The 20,726-nt window shown below is 36.4% G+C and carries 21 protein-coding genes; 7 read left to right on the forward strand and 14 right to left on the reverse strand.

What is annotated here, in order from left to right; all coding sequences use genetic code 11:
• Positions 1-70: 70 nt before the first annotated feature.
• Genes RBU60_RS02330 through RBU60_RS02345 form a run of 4 tightly spaced genes read right to left on the reverse strand, consistent with a single transcriptional unit; the run spans position 71 to position 4,272 of the window.
• Positions 71-295, reverse strand: coding sequence for a DUF6095 family protein (locus tag RBU60_RS02330; RefSeq protein WP_308863045.1), 225 nt, complete (start codon positions 293-295; stop codon positions 71-73).
• Complete coding sequence (murQ, locus tag RBU60_RS02335; RefSeq protein WP_308863047.1) at positions 282-1,109, reverse strand: N-acetylmuramic acid 6-phosphate etherase; 828 nt, start codon at positions 1,107-1,109, stop codon at positions 282-284. Before murQ ends, RBU60_RS02330 begins: the two co-directional genes overlap by 14 nt.
• 1 nt (position 1,110) lies before the next feature.
• Positions 1,111-1,908 (reverse strand): DUF4249 family protein, encoded by a 798-nt coding sequence (locus RBU60_RS02340; RefSeq protein WP_308863048.1) that lies wholly within the window; start codon positions 1,906-1,908, stop codon positions 1,111-1,113.
• Positions 1,909-1,911: 3 nt separating this feature from the next.
• Positions 1,912-4,272: a TonB-dependent receptor gene (locus RBU60_RS02345; RefSeq protein WP_308863050.1), complete on the reverse strand. Its 2,361-nt coding sequence runs from the start codon at positions 4,270-4,272 to the stop codon at positions 1,912-1,914.
• A 346-nt stretch (positions 4,273-4,618) separates the two neighbouring features.
• Here RBU60_RS02345 and RBU60_RS02350 point away from each other — a divergent pair, with 346 nt between their 5' ends.
• A complete protein-coding gene (locus RBU60_RS02350; protein WP_308863051.1) occupies positions 4,619-5,290 on the forward strand; it encodes a peptidoglycan-binding protein LysM in 672 nt (223 codons plus the stop codon).
• Between the two features lies 1 nt (position 5,291).
• Here the strand turns inward: RBU60_RS02350 and RBU60_RS02355 are convergent, their stop codons facing one another.
• The 3 genes from RBU60_RS02355 to dnaA form a co-directional block, all read right to left on the reverse strand.
• Positions 5,292-6,011: an SAM-dependent methyltransferase gene (locus tag RBU60_RS02355; RefSeq protein ID WP_308863052.1), complete on the reverse strand. Its 720-nt coding sequence runs from the start codon at positions 6,009-6,011 to the stop codon at positions 5,292-5,294.
• Between the two features lie 104 nt (positions 6,012-6,115).
• Positions 6,116-6,571 (reverse strand): low molecular weight protein-tyrosine-phosphatase, encoded by a 456-nt coding sequence (locus tag RBU60_RS02360; protein ID WP_308863053.1) that lies wholly within the window; start codon positions 6,569-6,571, stop codon positions 6,116-6,118.
• Position 6,572: 1 nt separating this feature from the next.
• On the reverse strand, positions 6,573-8,000 hold the full coding sequence (gene dnaA, locus RBU60_RS02365) for a chromosomal replication initiator protein DnaA (protein ID WP_308863054.1): 1,428 nt from the start codon (positions 7,998-8,000) through the stop codon (positions 6,573-6,575).
• 212 nt (positions 8,001-8,212) lie between these two features.
• Here dnaA and RBU60_RS02370 point away from each other — a divergent pair, with 212 nt between their 5' ends.
• On the forward strand, positions 8,213-8,611 hold the full coding sequence (locus RBU60_RS02370) for an acyl-CoA thioesterase (RefSeq protein WP_308863055.1): 399 nt from the start codon (positions 8,213-8,215) through the stop codon (positions 8,609-8,611).
• Positions 8,612-8,614: 3 nt separating this feature from the next.
• Here the strand turns inward: RBU60_RS02370 and RBU60_RS02375 are convergent, their stop codons facing one another.
• From RBU60_RS02375 to ribD, 4 genes are read right to left on the reverse strand one after another with little or no spacing between them, the layout of a single operon-like run.
• Positions 8,615-9,229, reverse strand: a complete 615-nt coding sequence (locus RBU60_RS02375) for an IMPACT family protein (RefSeq protein WP_308863141.1) — start codon at positions 9,227-9,229, stop codon at positions 8,615-8,617.
• Complete coding sequence (locus tag RBU60_RS02380) at positions 9,226-10,095, reverse strand: EamA/RhaT family transporter (RefSeq protein ID WP_308863056.1); 870 nt, start codon at positions 10,093-10,095, stop codon at positions 9,226-9,228. Before RBU60_RS02380 ends, RBU60_RS02375 begins: the two co-directional genes overlap by 4 nt.
• A complete protein-coding gene (locus RBU60_RS02385) occupies positions 10,092-10,772 on the reverse strand; it encodes an HAD family hydrolase (protein ID WP_308863057.1) in 681 nt (226 codons plus the stop codon). The genes RBU60_RS02380 and RBU60_RS02385 overlap by 4 nt, the downstream gene beginning before the upstream one ends.
• Positions 10,759-11,796 (reverse strand): bifunctional diaminohydroxyphosphoribosylaminopyrimidine deaminase/5-amino-6-(5-phosphoribosylamino)uracil reductase RibD, encoded by a 1,038-nt coding sequence (gene ribD, locus RBU60_RS02390; RefSeq protein WP_308863058.1) that lies wholly within the window; start codon positions 11,794-11,796, stop codon positions 10,759-10,761. Before ribD ends, RBU60_RS02385 begins: the two co-directional genes overlap by 14 nt.
• Positions 11,797-11,824: 28 nt before the next feature.
• On the opposite strand from ribD, the gene RBU60_RS02395 reads away from it, so the two are divergent.
• From RBU60_RS02395 to ligA, 4 genes are read left to right on the forward strand one after another with little or no spacing between them, the layout of a single operon-like run.
• On the forward strand, positions 11,825-12,307 hold the full coding sequence (locus RBU60_RS02395; protein ID WP_308863059.1) for a GNAT family N-acetyltransferase: 483 nt from the start codon (positions 11,825-11,827) through the stop codon (positions 12,305-12,307).
• A 1-nt stretch (position 12,308) separates the two neighbouring features.
• Entirely contained in the window at positions 12,309-13,157 is an 849-nt protein-coding gene (gene prmC / locus RBU60_RS02400; protein WP_308863060.1) for a peptide chain release factor N(5)-glutamine methyltransferase, read from the forward strand.
• Between the two features lie 21 nt (positions 13,158-13,178).
• On the forward strand, positions 13,179-13,799 hold the full coding sequence (locus RBU60_RS02405) for an LOG family protein (protein ID WP_308863061.1): 621 nt from the start codon (positions 13,179-13,181) through the stop codon (positions 13,797-13,799).
• A 49-nt stretch (positions 13,800-13,848) separates the two neighbouring features.
• Positions 13,849-15,861, forward strand: coding sequence for an NAD-dependent DNA ligase LigA (gene ligA, locus RBU60_RS02410; protein WP_308863062.1), 2,013 nt, complete (start codon positions 13,849-13,851; stop codon positions 15,859-15,861).
• A 259-nt stretch (positions 15,862-16,120) separates the two neighbouring features.
• Here ligA and RBU60_RS02415 read toward each other — a convergent pair whose 3' ends face one another.
• From RBU60_RS02415 to RBU60_RS02425, 3 genes are all read right to left on the reverse strand, one after another.
• Complete coding sequence (locus RBU60_RS02415) at positions 16,121-16,531, reverse strand: hypothetical protein (protein ID WP_308863063.1); 411 nt, start codon at positions 16,529-16,531, stop codon at positions 16,121-16,123.
• A 232-nt stretch (positions 16,532-16,763) separates the two neighbouring features.
• Positions 16,764-17,678, reverse strand: coding sequence for a bifunctional metallophosphatase/5'-nucleotidase (locus RBU60_RS02420; protein ID WP_308863064.1), 915 nt, complete (start codon positions 17,676-17,678; stop codon positions 16,764-16,766).
• Positions 17,679-17,681: 3 nt separating this feature from the next.
• Positions 17,682-18,458, reverse strand: coding sequence for a 5'-nucleotidase C-terminal domain-containing protein (locus tag RBU60_RS02425; RefSeq protein ID WP_308863065.1), 777 nt, complete (start codon positions 18,456-18,458; stop codon positions 17,682-17,684).
• Positions 18,459-18,587: 129 nt separating this feature from the next.
• Here RBU60_RS02425 and RBU60_RS02430 point away from each other — a divergent pair, with 129 nt between their 5' ends.
• Complete coding sequence (locus RBU60_RS02430) at positions 18,588-20,456, forward strand: M61 family metallopeptidase (protein WP_308863066.1); 1,869 nt, start codon at positions 18,588-18,590, stop codon at positions 20,454-20,456.
• The last annotated feature ends 270 nt before the right edge of the window (positions 20,457-20,726 follow it).

Below are 20,726 nucleotides of genomic sequence, written 5' to 3' on the forward strand. Positions count from 1 at the left end.
GAGATCTTAAAAGTATAGTATAAAAAAAGCTCCCTAGTTGGGAGCTTTTTTTATACTAGCTTAATTGGTATTAAGAATCAAACATCGCTTTCATAATCGTATTGATTCCTTTATAGATAAGAAACATCGCGCCTCCACAAGCCAGAATGCCCAAGATTAAAACAGCAACATATAAAGGATGTTCTCTATTGTTGAAAGCACTATAGATAACAGAAGGGCCTATAAACATGAGCGGTAAAGCTCCCGCCAAATACCTTACGCCCTTAAATAATACTTCTTTATTAGTTCTTTTCATGTGTCTTAATATTTTCAATTGCTACTCTTACACTTCCGTGGAAATCTAATTGCTCACTGGCAACCTTATGGGTTACCTTGGTAGCTTCCATAATCATTTTAATTCCTCGTTGCACCAATTTTTCATTGCTCAGTTGCATATCAACCATCTTATTCCCTTTCACACGTCCCAACTGAATCATCGTACTGGTAGAAATCATATTTAAAACCAACTTTTGAGCGGTTCCTGCCTTCATACGAGAACTTCCCGTCACAAATTCTGGACCTACAACCACTTCAATGGGGAATTGAGCTACCAAAGATAAGGGACTTCCAGCATTACACGTAATGCAACCTGTAATAATTTCTTGTTGGTTACAAAATTCAACCGCTCCAATCACATAAGGAGTGGTGCCAGAAGCGGCAATTCCAATAAGAACATCAGTACTCGAAATTTGATGCTTCTTGAGATCTAGAACGGCCTGTTCTTTGCTGTCTTCGGCATTTTCTACCGCATCCCTAATCGCTTTTTCGCCGCCTGCAATAATACCAATCACCAATTCTTTCGAAACTCCAAAAGTAGGCGGACATTCGCTAGCATCCAAAATTCCTAATCTTCCGCTGGTTCCTGCACCTATATAAAATAATCTTCCTCCATCTTTCAATTTAGCAACTACTTGTTGCGTTAATTTTTCTATCTGCGGAAGTGATTTTTCTACTGCTAGAGGAACACTTTGGTCTTCTTGATTTATAGTAGTGAGCAATTCTGTTAAAGACATTTTTTCTAAATGCTCGTGATTACTGGATTGTTCTGTAGTTTTTATAAATTTTGCCATATTATTCTACCGTATACGTGGTTTGGTATTCTTGTGAAATTCTAAAATAACCTAATGGAAACTTATTGGGTGTGGTCGTATTGACCATATTTCCTCGTACAGAAGCCGATGCTGTAGAAAACGGACTTCCGGAATCGTTGGATTGTTGTAAAACGGTAGAAAGATAAGTGCTGTACCTTGCGCTTACGCCTTGTATTTTTATATTAACCACATCTCCGCTTTGCAATTCTTCCGAATAAAAAGTAGAAACTTGATTCCCATTAATTAATTTATCATCAGTGGTATCAAATACTGCGTTAAAATCAGCCGCTTGAAAATAAAAATAATAATTATTTCCTAATTCTGGAGGATCAGTGAAATAAGCATTAATGGCAGTATAATCTTCAGAAAAGCTATTGGTGCTTTGTTCTACATAATCAAAAGGAACCGTGGAATAAAGTTCAGTTTCTCCTTCATATACTTCTTGATCATAAACAATCCTTAAGGTATAAGTTGAGTTTTCTAGCATAGGAATAGTATCTATATAAGTCATTGAGAACTCATTACTCAACACATATTCTTGCTCGTTTACCAAAAGACTTACTTGTGCATTGTTTACATAAGAAGGGCTTGTCTCAAAAAATGGAGTGGTCGTAGACAGTAGAACTTTTAATAGTCCTTCAGTAGCGTTTTCTTGCTGAATTCCTACAGCTTCAATCACCAATTTAGGCGCTCTTTCTTCTAAATCTACCTCAATAACATCTTGACAGCTCACTAAAAAAGCTGGAAAGATAATCAGTAAAAAGAATAATTTTTTCATTTCTTAAAATTTAAAACGATAGGCAGCAGAAGGCACAATCCCAAATATAGACAATCTTACCGCTTCTATATTTCCGTTATCTTCGTTTCTTCCAAAATTAATGGAAGCGGCATTTCTCCTATTGTAAACATTGTAAATGCTAAATACCCATTCGCCTTGCCATCCCTTAGTTTTTTCGGGTTTAGGTGTGTAGATGGCAGAAAAATCTAACCTGTGGTATGCGGGTAATCGATTAGCGTTACGCGGACCATAATCGGGGACGGTTTGTCCTTCAAAGTAATATTTGGCATTGGGAAACGTACTTGGTCTTCCCGTTTGGAATACAAAATTTGCGTTTGATTTCCATTTAGAATTCCATTGGTAACTCCCTGTAATGGAGATGTCGTGTGGTTTGTCCCAACCCGTTCTGTACCAGTTTCCGTTATTGATGCCTGCTTCATTAGCAGTTCTTCCTGGAGTCTGTTGTTCAGATTTAGAAAAGGTGTAGGCCAACCAACCGGTAAACCTACCTACATTCTTTTTTAGCAAGATTTCAATACCGTAAGCACGAGCTCTTCCGCTAAGGAGTACTTGCTCAATGGCATCGTTGGCAATTAAGTCGGCACCGTCTATATAATCGAGTCTATTGTCGATACTTTTATAAAAAATCTCGGTTTCTAAATCGAATACTTCAAATTTTCTAAAATACCCTAAGGCGTATTGATGTGATTGTTGTGGTTGAATATATTTTCCGCTGGGCGCCCAAATGTCAAGGGGAGTAGGAGCATCGGTGTTAGAAATAAGGTGTAAATACTGATTGATGAATTGATAACTGGCCTTAACGGAACTCTTTTCGTTGAGTTGATAGGCTATTGATATTCTTGGCTCTAAATTCACAAAGGTTTTAGCGAAATCGCTTCTAGACTGATTCTCTGTTCCTATAATAGGTGCTTTTTCGTAAATCTGAAGGTTTTCATTAAATACTAACGGATTTCCGTTTTCGTAAAGGTTCACCTCCTCTTGTCCTAAACGGCTAAAAAGATTAAGTCGTAGACCGTAATTTACAGTCAATTTCTCAGTAAATTTTTGTTCCGCGGAAGCGTAAAAAGCATTCTGCCACGCATATTTTTTAGTAAACTGTTCTTTTATGATGCCCGCATTCTCATTAGAGGGTTCTATATAGCCGGGATTAAAACTGTAATAATTGCTCTGTACGCCATATTCTAGGTCAATCTTATCTGATAATTTGCTGTTTAGTTGGTACCTTAAGGAATAATCCCGAATCCCACTGTTGTAGTTAAAGCTTATAAAATCTAGGGTGAGTCCAAAATAATAATCAGATAATCCTAAAGAGAGTTTAGAATTGGTGTTTTCATTAAAGCGGTGTGTCCAATCTATTTTAGCGACCGAGCTGCCATAGGTATTTTTAAAACTATCGTTGATATTAAAGACATCCCGACCAAAATATCCTGAAAACTCCAATTCATTATTCTCGTCGAAAATATGGCTTAACTTGGTATTGATATCGTAAAAATAAGCAGAATTAGGGTTGTCAATCAACTTTAAAAAAAGATGTGCATAAGAACTTCTTCCCGCTACTAAAAATGAAGTTTTACCTTTATTAATAGGACCCTCAAAGAGTAGTTTGCTACTCACCAAACCAATACTACCATCAATATTTAATTGATCAAAATTACCTTTTCTTTGATTTATTTCTAACACCGAGGAAACTCGCCCGCCATACTTGGAGGGAATTCCTCCTTTATATAAGGTCAGGTCTTTTACGGCGCCTGGATGCATAATCGAGAAAATCCCGAAGAGGTGGGAATCGTTATAAATGCTTGCGCCATCTAACAAAACCAGGTTTTGATCTGCAGCGCCGCCCCTTACATGAAATCCTCCTGCGCCTTCGCTGCTGTTAGTGACTCCGGGTAAAAGCGTGATGGCTTTTATGATATCGGCTTCTCCTAAAACCGAGGGAATATTTGCAATGTCTTTAGTCGTGATTTTATTCACGCTCATTTGAGGTTTTTTTAGCTTTAGGCGGTCATTGGTTTTGGTGATGATCACTTCTTCTAGACTCTGGGATTCTGGCTCTAGCAGAATGTTTATGGAGAGGTCTTTATCAACTTTAATCTTTTGAGCGTATTCCTTAAAACCTAAATAACTAACTAAGAGTATGTAATCACCTTCTTTTAACTGAATAGAAAAGGCTCCGTCTAAATCGGTGACATCTCCTTTAGGTGTGTTTTCAATACTTACATTCGCACCTAAAACAGGAAAATTATCTTCAGTGTTTTTAACAACTCCAGAGACGCTATAGTTTTGAGAAAAGCCAACTTGAAAGAAAGTTAAGCTTAACAGAAGAAAAAAGTGTTTGCACATCTTTTGGAAATTTGGACAAATATAGGCTAATTTGATGAGTCTATTTAAGCATAAACAGCACATATTAAAGAGGCAAATTGCTACTATAGATCATAAATAAATGATAAATTTTTTAAGAAAATGACAGTTTATAAGAAGGTTTTTTGAAGAGATCTGGTTGGAAAGCAGGCGTTTTTACTGTCGATTTTCTTCTTAATTGATTAAAAAACAGTAGCTTATACCTGAGTTTAGTATTTAAGAAACTTTAACATTTCACTTGTTTGCTATATGAAACTTATCGTATATTTGCACCGCAAAATTAAAGGCGGTCATATGACTTATAAAAGTCCTTTAGAAAAAAGTTGATTTGAAGAAAAAAATCGCAAAAATATCAATGTTACCAGCAATTGGAGCAGTGATTTTTTTAAGTTTTTCGAATAAAGAAGAAGCTATTACTGCAAGTGTGAGTACTATGAATTTACCAGAGGCTTACACGGTAAAAATGAATGATGAAATTTTGGACGAGGTAGATGAAACTATTTTTTATCCCGTTCTAAAAAAGAGCTACCTAGGTTTTAAAGAAGCTGTTGGCTTTAAAGAATCTAGGGGTGATTACCAAATCATCAACCAATTTGGTTATTTGGGTAAATACCAGTTTGGGATTGGAACTCTCCACCTTATTGGTATTTATGACGCTAAAACCTTTTTAAACAATCCCGAACTTCAAGAAGCTGCCTTTTATGCCAATGCTTCGAGAAATAAATGGATTTTACGTAAAGATATTGCTAGGTCTGTAGGAAAGACTATGAATGGAGTCGAAATCACAGAATCTGGTATTTTGGCTGCAGCTCACTTAGCGGGTCCTGGAAGTGTAAAAAAATATTTAAGAAGTGGTGGGGTGCAAGGTTTTTCTGATGCTTTTGGAACCAGTATTAAATATTACCTTAACAAATTTAAAGGGTACGACACTTCTTTTGTAACTCCCAATAGGAAAGCAAAAGCTATAGTAAAAAGAAAATTATACGAAGGAGTGCTTTAAATTACTCTTTCTGAAAAATAAATATAGCCGGTTTTTTATGTAAATCCGGCTTTGTTTTTTTCCACTGGGCAATAGATTGCGTTTTAATATACTCTGTAGTTAAGGTCACATCACAACCAATACAAAGTAGGGTAGAGGGATGAAGGTTTTGTTTTAAATCTTCAAAAAATTTTTCATTTCTATAAGGAGTTTCAATAAATATCTGCGCCTGATTTTGTTCTAATGAAATTCTTTCTAATCGCTTAATTTCCTGTTTCTTTTCGTGCTTATCTATGGGTAGATAACCGTGAAAAGCAAAATTTTGTCCGTTTAAACCGCTACTCATCATAGTGAGTAAAATAGAAGACGGACCTACAAGCGGTACCACCTGGATTCCTTTTTCATGAGCGATTCTCACCACTTCGGCACCCGGATCTGCAATTCCAGGGCATCCTGCTTCGCTTAACAAACCCATATCATTTCCGTTAATACAAGCTTCTAAAAAAGTAGGGATTTCACTGGTTTCGGTATGTTTATTTAAAATCCAGAATTTGAGTTCGGGTTGGGGTTTATCTGGTGCGATTCTTTTAATGTATCGTCGCGCCGTTTTTTCGTTCTCTGCAACATAATAATTTAGCTCCTCGATTTTATTTTTTACTGATATCGGCATGGTTTCAGCATGGGCATTCTCCCCTAAGGGAGCTGGTAATAAATATAATTTTCCTTTGATAGTCGCTGTCATTTACTGAAAAATAAATTGGTTAATGTAGGAGTTGCCGTTTAAAGAAATAGATTTTTCATGACAAAAGAAGTTAAAGTCCCTTAAGAATACGAAAAAAATGTGGGCTAACTTATTTCTTTAGCAATTATAGAAGTGGCTTCATCTAGCATATCGTAGACATTTTTAAAGCCTTGATCTCCTCCGTAATAAGGATCTGGTACATCTACATTTTCTTTAGGAAATATTTTATTGAGAATGAGATTTACTTTTCGCTGATCTTCTTCAGTTCGAGCTAATTTAATCACATTTTCATAATTGGAATTATCCATCACATAAATGTAATCAAAGCGATCAAAATCTTCGGCAACAAATTGACGCCCTCTTTGTTCCGAAATATCCAATTCGTGCAAATTGGCAATAGCAACAGAGCGCTTATCTGGACTGTGATCTATATGATAACCTGAAGTTCCTGCAGAATCTACCTTTATATTTTCAGGATTCACTTTAGAAGCTAAAAGGCCTTCTGCAAGAGGAGACCTGCAAATATTACCAAGACAAACCATGAGTACGTTAGTTTTCATCTTAAAGCGTAAGTTTTTTGTCTAAGTCTTCTACAAATTTTTTGAATTGCTTGTCGGTGGTAGAGAGGTTGTTCACCGTTTTACAAGCGTGCAAAACCGTAGCGTGATCTCTTTTTCCTATTTGGGTGCCAATACTGGCTAAAGATGCTTTGGTTAATTTTTTGGCGAAGAACATCGCTAACTGTCTTGCTTGTACAATATGTCTTTTTCTTGTTTTTGACTGAAGTGTTTCTACGTCCATTTGGAAATAATCACTCACAACCTTTTGAATGTATTCTATAGAAACTTCTTTCTTGGTGTGTTTAACGTAATTTTGAACAATTTTCTTCGCCAGCTCAATGGTAATATTTTTTTTATTAAAAGAGGAATGAGCAATTAAAGAGATGATAGCACCTTCTAACTCCCTAATGTTGGTTTTAATATTGTTAGCTAAAAACTCTACAATATCTTCAGGCATTTCTACGCCATCGCGATACAGCTTATTTTTGATAATGGAAACGCGAGTTTCAAAATCTGGATGCTGTAATTCTGCCGAAAGTCCCCATTTAAATCGGGATAGTAAGCGTTGTTCAATATCTTGCATATCTACCGGAGCTTTGTCACTGGTTAAAATGACTTGTTTCCCGTTTTGGTGCAAGTGGTTGAAAATATGAAAAAATACATCTTGTGTTCCTGCTTTACCAGATAATAATTGAATATCATCTACAATAAGAACATCTATAATTTGATAGAAATGAATAAAATCATTTCTATTATTCTTCTTAACGGATTCTATATATTGTTGCGTAAATTTCTCTGCAGAAATATATAAAACAGTTTTCTCTGGATACTTATCTTTAACTTCTACGCCAATGGAGTGCGCTAAATGCGTTTTTCCTAATCCAACACCTCCAAAGACCAATAAAGGGTTAAAAGACGTTCCTCCTGGCTTATTTGAAACTGCCATCCCCGCATTTCTTGCCAATCGGTTAGAATCACCTTCTAAAAAATTATCGAAGCTATAATTGGGGTTGAGTTGAGAATCAATTTTTACATTTCGGATTCCTGGAATTATAAAAGGATTTTTTAATTCTGGACTTTTATTTCTTAACGGACTATCGATATCTTGTGAAGAAATTCTAGTTCGCTGGGAGCTTGGTATTTTTTCTGTAAAAGGTTGTTTGTTGCCGTAGGTATTTTCCATTCTAATCACATAAACCAATTTGGCGTTATCGCCAAGCTCTCTAGTAAGAGAAACTTTTAAAAGTTTAACGTAATGTTCTTCTAACCATTCATAAAAGAATTTAGAAGGTACTTGGATACTCAATGCGTTATCAGTAAGCTTTACCGCTTTGATAGGTTCAAACCACGTTTTGTAGGCTTGAGGAGTAATATTATCTTGAATAAATGAAAGACATTTTACCCAAACTGATTGCGCAGTTTCACCCATGTTAAAAATATGTTTTTATAAATTAATAATCTAAAATAATGAAAATGAATGTTTCTTTAATAAGTTTTAAAGACCTTCATTTTGGAGCAACAAATATGTGAACAAAAAAGCTAATAAAAAATAAAATTTCGCTTGAATTTTCGGTATTTTATTCTCATACTTAAATTCTTTTTAAACTTACAAAAACTAATTGACTTAATTCGAAAAATAACATGAAAAGGCATTCCACAAATATACGAGTACGATACGCAGAAACCGATCAAATGGGAGTAGTTCATCACGGTAATTATGCCCAATACCTAGAGTTAGCAAGGTGTGACTGGTTAGAGCAGTTTGGAACTTCTTATAAGTCAATGGAAGAGAGCGGGGTAATGCTTCCAGTTTATGAAATGAATTTTAAATTTAAACGCCCGGCAAAATTTGATGATATTTTAAGGGTAGAAACAATCTTAATAAAGATACCTGATGTGAAGATTGAGTTCAACTATAAAATTTACAATCAGGAAGAAAAATTGTTAGCAACTGCCTATACGGTTTTGGTGTTTGTAGATATCAATTCTAGAAAACCCATGAGGTGTCCAGATTATATTTTAGAAAAACTTAATCTTTAAAAATTATTCGACTTCTTTGATTTTAATTCCGTAAATGCTGTCAAATTTTTCAAAAATGGATTCGGCTTCTTTTTCTCTAATTAAAAGATAAATTTTACAATCGAGTTCTAAAACCTGATTTTTTACGTGTAGGTTCTTTTCTTTGATTACTCGCATGACTTTATTCATATTTGGATAATCAAAAGAGATCTCATATTCTACGTCGATGGTTTTGGTTAGAATCTTTGAAGCTTCCAAAGCCATTTGCGCCGTAGTTTTGTAGGCAGTGATTAATCCGCCTACGCCAAGCTTAGTTCCGCCAAAATAACGCACCACAACGATGAGAATATTGGTCACCTCAAAAGATTGCAGCTGACCGTAAATAGGCATTCCGGCAGAGTTAGAAGGCTCGCCATCGTCATTGGCCCTGTAATGCTCATAATTCTTACCTAATTGCCAAGCGTAGCACCAATGTCTCGCTTGGTGGTGTTTCGTCTTTAAATCTTCTATATGAGCTTTTACTTCGTCTTCGGTTTTAACGGGGAAAGCGTAGCCAAAGAATTTACTTCCTTTATCCTTAAATAAAACTTCTTCGCCGGCTTGATGAATGGTTTTGTAAATGTCTTTTTCCAAATCTATTGCGTTGTTAATGCCACTAAAATAAGACTAACCACCGCCAACGCAATACCAATCCAGTTTTTTCTTAATATTTTTTCTTTAAACAAGACAATTCCCAAGAGGGTAGAAAGCATGACAATGGCGACATTGTTGATTAAAAAAACCGTAGCGCTGTCCAAATCTCCTCGCAACGCCTGAATAAAGAAATAAACAGAATAATAATTAGGAATTCCTAAAGCAATTCCGCCAAGGAGCTCTTTGTAAGTAAATTTTATTTTTTTTACAAGCAATAAATAGAGGCTTACTACAATCCCAATAATGGAAGCAAAAACAAATAAGGTCATAGAGAAAAGCGCGACATCGTCTTTGGCAACATAATTTTGTTCTAAAAATTTGATTCCTGTTTCTATGATTCCGCTTCCAAAAAAGACGAGTACAGGAAAAATGATAGATCCTTTTTGTAGAGAAATCCCTTTTTTATCCTTTACGGAAGCCAAATAAACCGCAATCAACGCCAAAACAATAGCTATAATTTTTAAAGCACTCGCCGATTCATTATAATAAAAAATAACAAAAACGATGGGAATCGATAGACTCATTTTACTGGCGACAGATACGGCCGAAAGTCCGTTGATTTTTGTCGTTAACGCCATCAAATTAAACACGGTGATAAAAAGAACTCCTAAAACCAATGCGCCCCAAAACCAACTGGCAGAAGTAATGGTTTCCACATTAAAACTCTTAGAATGTCCCAAATATCCAGCGACCACCGCGGTTAAGTAGTTGACAACTATGGCGTAAGGAACTCGAATATTAAACTTATCTAGCAGTTTAAAAACCACATAAATAAGGCTGGAAGATAAAATACTTAGTAAGAGATAAATCAAAATAAATGCTGATTAGTGGTGAACAAACTGGTCATATCTTCGGTGGCTGGATTGATGTTCCAAACCTTTATTCCCAATCTTTTTGCCGCATCAGTATTTTCTTGGGTGTCGTCTATAAATAAAACTTCTTCGGGTTTGAGGTGGTGTTTTTTTAAAACAAATTCATAGATGTTCCCATTGGGTTTGCGCAAATTTATTTCGTGCGAAAGGTAAAACGCATCAAAGCAGTTTTTAAATTCTTCATAAAAATCAACATTTTCTTTGACCCAAGAAATGTGTAAATCATTGGTGTTGCTCAATAAAATCAATTGAAAATCTCCTTTTTCTTTTAATTTCTTTAGAAATGCCAAGCGATGTTGCGGAAAGTCTAATAAAATGTCGTTCCAAGCTTTTGTTATCGCTTCCGCGGAAGCGTTTTGCACCTTGTTTTCATAATACGAAATAAACGAGTTGGAGTTGATATTCCCTACTGCGTAGCTTTGGTTATGCAAAATCATTTCTGCATCAAAATCCTCTAAGCCAAACTCGACTAATTTCTTCGCTGTCGCGGATTTATCTAGGTTGATAAACACATCGCCAAAATCAAAAAGCAAGGTTTTTATTTTCTTGGCAGAAGGAATTTCTAAGGCTTCTGAAGAAGCGCTTAAAGCTGAAGTTTTTTCTTTATTTGGGTTCATAATAGCGGACTAAATTATCTTGAAGCTTTATTTCTTTTGTCATATTTCCTTTTAATACTGGGGCTGAAATTCCTTCTTTCCATTCAGCTTCGTTTTGTGTGATGCGAGCTTCATCCCAATAACCAAGCGCAATAAAAGCTTCTAAAGTTTTTCCTCCACCTTCTACAATCACACTCTGTACGCCCAGTTTATATAAATAATCACACAGCTGTGGAATAATATTCTGACTAAAATCTAAGGTCTTAAACTCTATATTCTCTGAGTCTCCTGCTTCTTTTTCAGTAAGGAAAATAGTTCTCACCTCTGCATTGTACAGCTTGCTATCTTTGGGAATGCTTAAGTTTTTATCGATAACCAGTCGTAAAGGCGATTTTCCTTTCCAAAGTCGGGTGTTGAGTTGGGGATTATCTTTCAGCGCAGTTTGCGTGCCTATCAAAATCGCTTGCTCTTCACTACGCCATTTATGTACCAATTGCTTGTTGTAGCGATTGCTAATCCAAACTGGTTCGCGAAGGTTTTGCGTTTTTGGAGCCATAAATCCATTTTTGGTTTGGGCCCATTTTAAAATAAGATAAGGATGTTTTTTTTGATGAAAAGTAAAAAAACGTTTGTTGAGCTCTTGGCATTCGTTTTCTAACACGCCAACCACCACATCGCAACCTGCTTGTATTAGTTTCTGAATTCCTTTTCCTGCGACTTTAGCAAAGGGATCTATAGTGCCAATAACCACTTTTTTAATGCCATTGGCGATGATGAGATCACTACAAGGTGCAGTTTTTCCAAAGTGACTGCAAGGCTCTAAGCTTACATAAATCGTTGCCTTTTTAAGTAGGGATGCATCTTTCACCTGATGAATCGCACGAACTTCGGCGTGTGCTTCACCGGCTTTTTGGTGCCAACCTTCTCCAATAATGCGGTCTTTATAAACGATTACGCTGCCCACCAGTGGATTTGGATAGGTAGTTCCCAGTCCATTTTTAGCCAGTTGAATGCAGCGTTTTATATATTTTTCGTGTATTTTCACACTTCAAAAATAGCATGAAAAATTTAGAATGGAACACCTAAAAATAAGACCTATTCAAAAAGCAGACAATCCTTTTGTGGCAGAGATGATTAGGGCGGTGCTCATCGAAAATAATGCCCCCAAAACGGGAACCGCTTACGAAGATGAAAATCTAGATGCTTTATATGAATTTTACCAAGAAGAAAGCTCGGCTTATTTTGTGTTGACTGATGGGGTAAAAATTTATGGCGGTGCAGGAATCGCTTCTTTGGAGGGAAGTAGCGTGATTTGCGAATTGCAAAAGATGTATTTTTTACAGGAAGTACGAGGAAAAGGTTTAGGAATGCAAATGATGAGGAAATGTTTAGATTTTGCTCAAGCTGCAAATTATAAAAAGTGTTATCTAGAAACATTGCCTTCTATGCTTGCGGCGCAAAAACTCTATCAGAAATCCGGGTTTGTTTATTTGGAAGAGCGTTTGGGCAATACAGGACATTTTAGTTGTACCACTTGGATGTTAAACGAATTTTAGAATGACTTTACAAGAACTAAAATTAAATTTCTTTACGGAATTAAATGAGCAGTATCCTGCGACAGAAATAGAGAGCTTTTTCTTTTGGCTTACCCAAAGTGAATTGAATATTTCTCGCTTAGAAATGGCTTTAGATCCTCAAAAAGAAGTCCATACACAGCAAATGGAACGTTTTAGAATAGCTACAAGTCGGTTAAAAAACTACGAACCCATTCAGTATATTGTGGGAGAAACCGAGTTTTATGGATGTTTAATAAAAGTGAATCCTTCCGTATTAATTCCGCGTCCAGAAACCGAAGAGTTGGTAGCTTGGATGGTGGAAGATTTGAAAGATAAGAAAGAAGCCTTCAGGATTTTAGATATAGGAACAGGGAGTGGTTGCATTCCTATCAGCTTGGCAAAATCACTTCCGCAAGCAGAAATAAGTGCTATAGATATTTCCGCGGAAGCGATTAAAACCGCCAAAGAAAACGCCAACCTCAATAAGGTGGAGGTCGAATTCTTACAGCAAGACATTTTAAAAACAGAAAAATTAGATGCCAAATTTGAGGTGATCGTTTCCAATCCGCCTTACGTGCGAGAACTGGAAAAGAAAATGATGCAAGAAAATGTGTTAAAGCACGAACCCAATCTAGCCTTATTTGTTTCAGATGAAAATCCCTTAATTTTCTATAGAAAAATAGCCCAATTGGCTTATAAAGCTTTGTCAGAAAAAGGAGTATTGTATTTTGAAATTAACGAATACCTCGCTAAAGAAACAGAAGAATTATTAAATGAAATAGGTTTCTCTTTTATCGAAATAAAAAATGATATTTTTGACAAATCAAGAATGATCAAAGCTATTTTATAACCCCAAAAAGTTAAATTAAGTATGAGTACAACAAAGCATTCCGATTCAAAAAATGATATCAATAGTATCGCTGTTTTCTGCGGAAGCGGTGATAGCAACGATGAATATATTTACAATCAGGCTTATGAAATGGGGCGTGCCTTAGCCAATAAAAATATTGATGTAGTGTTTGGCGGAAGCAAACTCGGTTTAATGGGGCAAGTGGCAAATGGTGCTTTGGACAACGACGGACTCGTTTACGGCGTTATTCCGGAGTTTTTAAAAACCAAAGAAATTGTACATCGCGATTTAACCGAATTGATTACAACGCAAGATATGCACGAGCGTAAGCTGAAAATGCATGAGATGAGTGATGGTTTTATCATGCTTCCGGGAGGATTTGGAACCTTAGAAGAGTTTTTTGAAATTGTCACTTGGGGACAATTGGGATTGCATAAAAAACCCATCGGCATTCTAAATACTGAAGGTTACTACAACGATTTATTGATGATGTTTAACAACATGGTCACTAAAGGTTTATTGAAAAAAGAAAATTTAGATTTGATAGTGGTTTCAGATGCGGTGGAAGTGCTCTTAGATAAAATGGAAAAATATGAATCTACCCATGAGGCGAAATGGATGAATGAAGAAGATCAAACTTAAGATAACCCTCACTTAAACCTTTACTTGAATAGCTTTTAATTTCCTTGATATGAAGACGGCAGAACAGCAAATAAACGAACTAAGATTAGCATTACACCAGCATAATTATAATTATTATACGCTGGATAAGCCAGAAATAAGAGATTATGAGTTTGATCAAATGCTGGAGAAACTTCAAGAATTAGAAGCCGCGCACCCCGAATTCAAGAATGAAAATTCGCCTACCCAACGCGTTGGCGGAACGGTAACGAAGAATTTTCCTACTGTCGTTCACGAAAATAGAATGTATTCGCTGGCTAATTCTTATTCTAAAGAAGATTTAGAGGATTGGGAAAAGCGTATTGAGAAATTGAGTGATGGAGAAGTAGAATATACCTGCGAATTGAAATACGATGGTGCTTCCATAAGTTTAACCTACGAAGACGGAAAATTATTGAGAGCTGTAACCCGAGGAGACGGTACGCAAGGCGATGAAGTCACCAATAATATAAAAACCATTCGATCTGTACCTTTACAATTAAAGGGGGATTATCCTCAAAAATTTGAGATTAGGGGAGAGGTTGTTTTGCCTTACGAAGGTTTTGCGCAGCTCAATGCAGAACGCGTAGAAAACGGAGAAGAACCTTATGCGAATCCTCGCAATACGGCTTCGGGGAGCTTAAAGCTACAAGACAGCAGTGAGACGGCTAAGCGACCCTTAGAGTGTTTGTTATACAGTGTGATTGGTGAAAATCTACCTTTTAAAACTCAGTTTGAAGGTTTGCAAAAAGCAAGAGAATGGGGATTTAGAGTGCCCAAAGAGGCGCAATTGGCTTCTCAAATGGAAGAAGTGGAAGCTTTTTTAAACTATTGGGATGCGCATAGGCACGATTTGCCTTATGAAACCGATGGCGTGGTGATTAAAGTAAATAACCTGCGTCAGCAAGAAGAATTGGGATTTACTGCCAAAGCGCCACGTTGGGCGATGGCGTACAAGTTTAAATCTGAACAAGAAGAAACGATTTTAGAAAGTATTACCTACCAAGTAGGAAGAACTGGCGCCATTACGCCAGTGGCGAATTTAAAGCCAGTTCAGTTAGCGGGAACTACTGTAAAACGAGCTTCGTTACATAATGCAGATCAAATTGAAAAACTAGACATTCGCGTTGGCGATGCCGTTTACGTAGAAAAAGGTGGCGAGATCATTCCCAAGATTGTGGGCGTAGATTTTACTCAGCGCGATCCAGCTTCAGAACCTACAAAATACGCTACCAAGTGTCCAGAATGTGAAACCGAATTGGTGCGGCAAGAAGGAGAAGCACAGCATTACTGCCCCAATGCGACGGGTTGCCCCACGCAGATTGTAGGTAGGATTCAGCATTTCATTTCGCGTAAAGCGATGGATATTGAAGGTCTTGGCGGTGAAACCGTGGCTTTGCTTGTCAAAGAAGGACTCATTGAAAATTACGCCGATCTTTACGAGTTGAAGAGAGAAGAAGTACTTCCGCTGGAACGGATGGCAGAGAAGTCGGCAGATAATCTCATTAGCGGAATAGAGGCTTCTAAAAGCATTCCGTTTGAGCGGGTTTTATTCGCTTTGGGAATTCGATATGTGGGAGAAACGGTGGCTAAAAAATTGGCTAAATATTTTAAAAGTATTGATGCCTTAGCGGAAGCTTCACAGGAAATCTTGATTAATGTTGAAGAAATAGGAGAGAAAATCGCCGAGAGTGTGGTTCACTTTTTTGAAGTGGAAGAAAACAGAGCCACCGTCAACCGACTCAAAAACTACGGACTTCAATTGGCGATTTCTGAAGAAGACTTGGAAGGTCTCACTGATAAGCTACAAGGAAATACCTTTGTCATTTCGGGAGTGTTTGGAAAAGTTTCTCGAAAGGAACTTAAGAAATTAATAGAAGATAACGGAGGTAAAGTGACTGGTTCTATTTCGGCAAAAACAAATTATTTGGTAGCTGGAGAAAGTATGGGACCCAGTAAGCTCGCTAAAGCGGAAAAAGTAGGGACGAAGATTATCTCTGAAGATGAGTTTTTGGAGATGGTAGAGTTTAGTGGGGGAGAATAACCACCCCCGTTTCCACAAGCGGAAACTTCCCACTCCTTCAAAATAAGGAGGGGAGCTTTTGATCTAGTGTTGAAGAGTGATTTTCAATTCGTTTCTATCTTTTTTAAACAGGAGCTTTATTAATTTTAAAAGTTCCTTCTCTTATTTAAAGGAAGAGCCTGTGCTGAGCGCCAGCCCGAAAGAATTCATTCTGGCGAGAACACGAAGTATGGCATTGCAAAGCAATGACGGAAGGGTAAAATCCTCAAAAAACTACTTCCTACGGAGTACCTTTAGAAAAATCTGGATTAAACATTTCAAGTTTTAATGGAAAATTACTGCTTAGAAATTCTACGGCATTATTGGCATTATCTTCATTTTTCAGAATAAGGATACAATCTCTTTGAGTGTGGTTTTCGCTTAAAATGTTTATTTCAAATGCATTAAATGAGGAGGTCATGTCTGGATTAGCAACATTAAACCAAGCGTATTTTTGAGATTTTTTAAATTTTAAAATGGCTAGTTTGGGTCGGTTGACGAGACTAATCTTCGACTTGAAAATTAGCTTAGTATAGAAAAAAGAAGCTTTATATAGCTTGGCATTCTTTTTATAAAAACCTCTTTTTAAAAAAGCGATAGCTACCAAGATGCCATATAGTAAAAGATTTATCAGTAAAAATAAAAAAATCACAAAGTGCATTAATGGTATGAGAGAGCATAATGTTATAAAGGTAATAATTAGAGGGAATCCAATTCCGAGTAGTATAACTAACTTTTGATGGGTGTTAAACCGGTGTTCTAGTATAATTCTATCCAAATGTGAAGTATTAAAAGTTTAAGAATAATTTGAGTTGTAAAAATAATAGTTACGTTTTTGACAAGTGAAATAGTTTCTTCTTCTTTAAAATGAAAGTTTTATAATTCTACACCAAGATACTCGCGCCTTTTCCATTGACTTTATTGGCATGGTCCAGATAGAAATCGATACGGCCTAGCATAATTCCTGCCCAACCTACTTGATTAACGAGTACTTCTTTTCCTTCAGCGTTTTTAGTGACGGTGGGTTTTTCTAAAAAGGTGTGAGAATGTCCGCCAATAATTAAATCGATGTTTTTGGTTTGAGAAGCTAATTTTAAATCGTCTATTTTATCACTTTCATAGCTATAACCTAAATGAGAAAGACAGATCACTAAATCACATTTTTCAGTTTCTTTGAGCTTTTTCACGATGTCTTGAGAAATGTTTACGGGATCGTGATAGACGGTTTCTTTATACATTTTCTTGCTCACTAAGCCCTGTAGCTGTATTCCTACTCCAAATACTCCAATTTTCACTCCGCCTTTATGAAAAACCTGGTACGGTTTTATTTGTCCGTCGAGAACGGTATTCGAAAAATCATAGTTGGCATTCAATAAGTTGAATTTTGCATTTGGTAATTGTGCGTGTAAGCCACCAATCCCATTGTCAAAATCGTGATTCCCTATGGTTGCAGCATCATAACCCAGTTTGCTCATCAGTTTAAACTCCAATTCGCCACCATAAAAGTTGAAATAGGGCGTTCCTTGAAAAATGTCTCCCGCATCCAAAACTAAGGCATTGGGATTCTCTTTTTTAATGTTTTTAATCAGCGTATAGCGTTTGGCTACGCCTCCTTGCCCAGGGTAGCTGTCATCACTGGTAGGAAAAGGATCAATATGACTGTGTACATCATTGGTATGTAAAATGGTGATGTGTTTCGCTTCCGCGGAAGCAAAAGAACTGCTGAGTAAAGCGGTGCCACCTATTCCTGTAAAAATTCCTGCTGCGGCTGTTTTCTGTATAAAATCTCTTCTTTTCATGGCTTATTGTTTTATAAAACGCTCATCGCGAACAGGATTAATGGTATCGTGTTTTTTAAAATAATCGATAAAAACATTACGTAGTTTATAGTCTAGGTAAGTTTCACTCTCGCGTATGGCAAAAAAGTTCATATGGTCGCCTCCATCCATCAGGTAGTCGTTGGTGACGATAAAATAAGATTTGTTGAGATCTACTTTTTTTCCTTGTATACGTCCGGTTTTTATTTGATTGTCTTCAGTTAAAGTTAACTGCATTCCGGCGACAGGGTGCGCCACCTCACTTTTAGAAAGGTATTCAAACATTTTTAAAACCTGTGTTCCTTTTAATTCGATTACGACCGCTTCATTTTCGAATGGCATAATGTTATAAGCAGTTTTGGTGGTGATATCGCCGCGGTTGATGCTAGACCTAATTCCGCCGTGGTTGAGTAAAACCGCATCTATATTTTTTCCTGTACGTTGATGAAACACGGGGTTAGTGATTTCTAAAAGCGCATCGGCCATCATATTTCCTATAGCGGTATTGTATTCTCCATTAAATTTAGAAAGTGTGTTGGGCGTGTAAGACAAGACTTTATTCATTTCATCTTTAATGCGGTCTTTATAGGGAGCGACAAAAGTCTTGATTTCTTCATCTTCGGTCAGGGACTTTTCTATAGAAAGCTGTTTTCCTTCAATTTTAGAAACTGCTAAAGGTACTTTCGTATTTTTATTTTGGTATTTACATCCCGAAAAGGAGAAGATCACAATTCCGTAAAGGATAAAAAGAATATTTCTCATTGAATCATTTTTTTGCAAAGGTAAAGATAGCATTTTAAGCTAAATTGGATGAAGACTAATTTTTGTATTTTTTTACTTAAAAATGTAACATTTGCCTGAAAGAGGAGTCTTATTAAAAAACCATACTACATGAAAAAAATGATTTATACTGCGGCTTTAGCTTTTGCGCTATTCTCGTGTAAGAGTACCGCAGTAAAAACAGCAGAAAACGACACTATTGTAACCAATATCGATTTGGTAGATATACAAGACGATAAGGTGATGGTGAGCGTTGATCCTGGGAAAATTGATAAGGAAACGATTGTGTTTTACATTCCGAAAACAGTTCCAGGAACCTATTCTGCCGATAACTACGGAAAATTTATCGAGAATTTAAAAGCTTACAACTATAAAGGAGAAAATTTGAGCGTTACCAAATTGGACGAAAATTCTTGGCAGATTGCAGATGCGACCCAATTGGATAAAGTTACCTATTGGGTAAACGATTCTTTTGACGTTGAAGGTGAAGAAGGTGTGTTTTCTCCAGCAGGAACCAATATCGCTGCCAACGAAAATTTTATGCTGAATCTTCACGCATTCGTAGGTTACTTTGATGGATTAACAGAAACGCCTTATCAATTATTGGTAAAAAGACCTAATGCTCTTGTAGCAGGAACTTCTTTGAAATCTAGCTTAGTTTCAAAGCCTGAAGGCGACGCAACGATAGACGAATATGCAGCGAGTCGTTATTTTGAAATCACTGATAATCCTATTATGTATTCGGCCTCAGAGAGTGTAGATTTTCAACTAGGAGATATGAAGGTGATTCTAGATGTGTATTCTCCTAATGGAGTACATACGGCAGAATCGATTAAGCCTAATATGTCTAAAATATTAGAAGCTCAAAAGAGATTCTTAGGAGATATTGACAATACCGATATGTATGCTATTTTATTGTATTTGGCAGACATGCAAAAAACCGATGCTAAAGGTTTTGGAGCTTTAGAACACCACACATCAACCTCTGTAGTTTTGCCAGAAACGATGCCGTTAGAGGCTTTAAATGAGTCGATGAAAGATGTGGTTTCTCATGAGTTCTTCCATATTATTACTCCGTTAAGCGTACATTCAGACGAGGTTCACTATTTTGATTACAACAATCCAAAAATGTCTAAACATTTATGGATGTATGAAGGAGTGACCGAGTACTTTGCAAATTTATTTCAAGTAAATCAAGGTTTAATTAAAGATGTTGCGTTTTACGAAAGAATGGCAGAGAAAATAGCTTCTTCTAGAAGTTTTGATGATACGATGCCCTTTACGGAATTGAGCGAGAATATCTTGGATGATAAATATGAGCCTAGTTACTACAACGTATATCAAAAAGGAGCTTTAATAGGAATGACATTAGACATTCGTTTAAGAGAGTTAAGCGAAGGAAAAATGGGGATTTTAGACTTAATGAAGAAATTAAGTGCTAAATACGGAAAAGACAATCCTTTTAAAGATGATGAATTATTTGATGATATCGTAGCCTTAAGTTACCCAGAAGTAAGTACCTTCTTAACGACATATGTGAGCGGAACAACTCCTATTCCTTATCAAGATTTCTTTGCTAAAGTAGGCGTAGAAAAAACAGAGCAAGAAGTGAAGTCGGGGTATTTCTTAAATGGACAAGTACCGTTTATTGATGGAAGTGCAGAGACTAAAGCTATTTTTGTTCGTAAGGGAATCGCCCTTAATTCTTTCTTAAAAGAAATGAAGTTAGAAGGAGGTGACATCATTAAGTCGATTAATGGAACCGAATATACGATTGATAATGCTTATGCATTAATTATGACTTCTCAAGGTTGGAAAGAAGGAGATGAGCTTGAGATGATTATTGATAGAGATGGAAAAGAAATGACCTTAAAAGGAAAAGTTTCCCCGGCCACTTTAATGAAAACGAGTTACAAACCTTTAGATTTGCCAGCAACAGATGCACGTGTGCAATTGCGTGAAGCTTGGTTAAGAGGTTAATATATATCATTTTCGATAAAGAACCAAGACCCGCCCGTACCGAAGTGGTACGTTCGGGCGGGCGCTGTTAGAATCAAGAATCAAGACTAGATTCTAGCTAATTGTTAAGCAACATTTTTTCTAAATTGAGATTAGCGTTTCATTCTAGATAAATCATTTTAAAAAAGTAATTTATCTTTTAAGATTTCATACAATCAAAGAACTCATCAAGTTTAAAGTATTTTAAACGGATATTGATCAATGTAAATCTATAGATTTAAGACAAAAGCG

It is taken from the genome of Mesonia profundi, assembly GCF_031085155.1.
GTDB classification, from domain to species: Bacteria; Bacteroidota; Bacteroidia; order Flavobacteriales; family Flavobacteriaceae; genus Mesonia; species Mesonia profundi.

Coding starts and splice junctions, on each gene's coding strand:
- RBU60_RS02330 (WP_308863045.1), bottom strand. CDS start 295: ATGAAAAGAACTAATAAAGAAGTATTATTTAAGGGCGTAAGGTATTTG.
- murQ (WP_308863047.1), bottom strand. CDS start 1,109: ATGGCAAAATTTATAAAAACTACAGAACAATCCAGTAATCACGAGCAT.
- RBU60_RS02340 (WP_308863048.1), bottom strand. CDS start 1,908: ATGAAAAAATTATTCTTTTTACTGATTATCTTTCCAGCTTTTTTAGTG.
- RBU60_RS02345 (WP_308863050.1), bottom strand. CDS start 4,272: ATGTGCAAACACTTTTTTCTTCTGTTAAGCTTAACTTTCTTTCAAGTT.
- RBU60_RS02355 (WP_308863052.1), bottom strand. CDS start 6,011: ATGACAGCGACTATCAAAGGAAAATTATATTTATTACCAGCTCCCTTA.
- RBU60_RS02360 (WP_308863053.1), bottom strand. CDS start 6,571: ATGAAAACTAACGTACTCATGGTTTGTCTTGGTAATATTTGCAGGTCT.
- dnaA (WP_308863054.1), bottom strand. CDS start 8,000: ATGGGTGAAACTGCGCAATCAGTTTGGGTAAAATGTCTTTCATTTATT.
- RBU60_RS02370 (WP_308863055.1), top strand. CDS start 8,213: ATGAAAAGGCATTCCACAAATATACGAGTACGATACGCAGAAACCGAT.
- RBU60_RS02385 (WP_308863057.1), bottom strand. CDS start 10,772: ATGAACCCAAATAAAGAAAAAACTTCAGCTTTAAGCGCTTCTTCAGAA.
- RBU60_RS02395 (WP_308863059.1), top strand. CDS start 11,825: ATGGAACACCTAAAAATAAGACCTATTCAAAAAGCAGACAATCCTTTT.
- prmC (WP_308863060.1), top strand. CDS start 12,309: ATGACTTTACAAGAACTAAAATTAAATTTCTTTACGGAATTAAATGAG.
- RBU60_RS02405 (WP_308863061.1), top strand. CDS start 13,179: ATGAGTACAACAAAGCATTCCGATTCAAAAAATGATATCAATAGTATC.
- ligA (WP_308863062.1), top strand. CDS start 13,849: ATGAAGACGGCAGAACAGCAAATAAACGAACTAAGATTAGCATTACAC.
- RBU60_RS02420 (WP_308863064.1), bottom strand. CDS start 17,678: ATGAAAAGAAGAGATTTTATACAGAAAACAGCCGCAGCAGGAATTTTT.
- RBU60_RS02425 (WP_308863065.1), bottom strand. CDS start 18,458: ATGAGAAATATTCTTTTTATCCTTTACGGAATTGTGATCTTCTCCTTT.
- RBU60_RS02430 (WP_308863066.1), top strand. CDS start 18,588: ATGAAAAAAATGATTTATACTGCGGCTTTAGCTTTTGCGCTATTCTCG.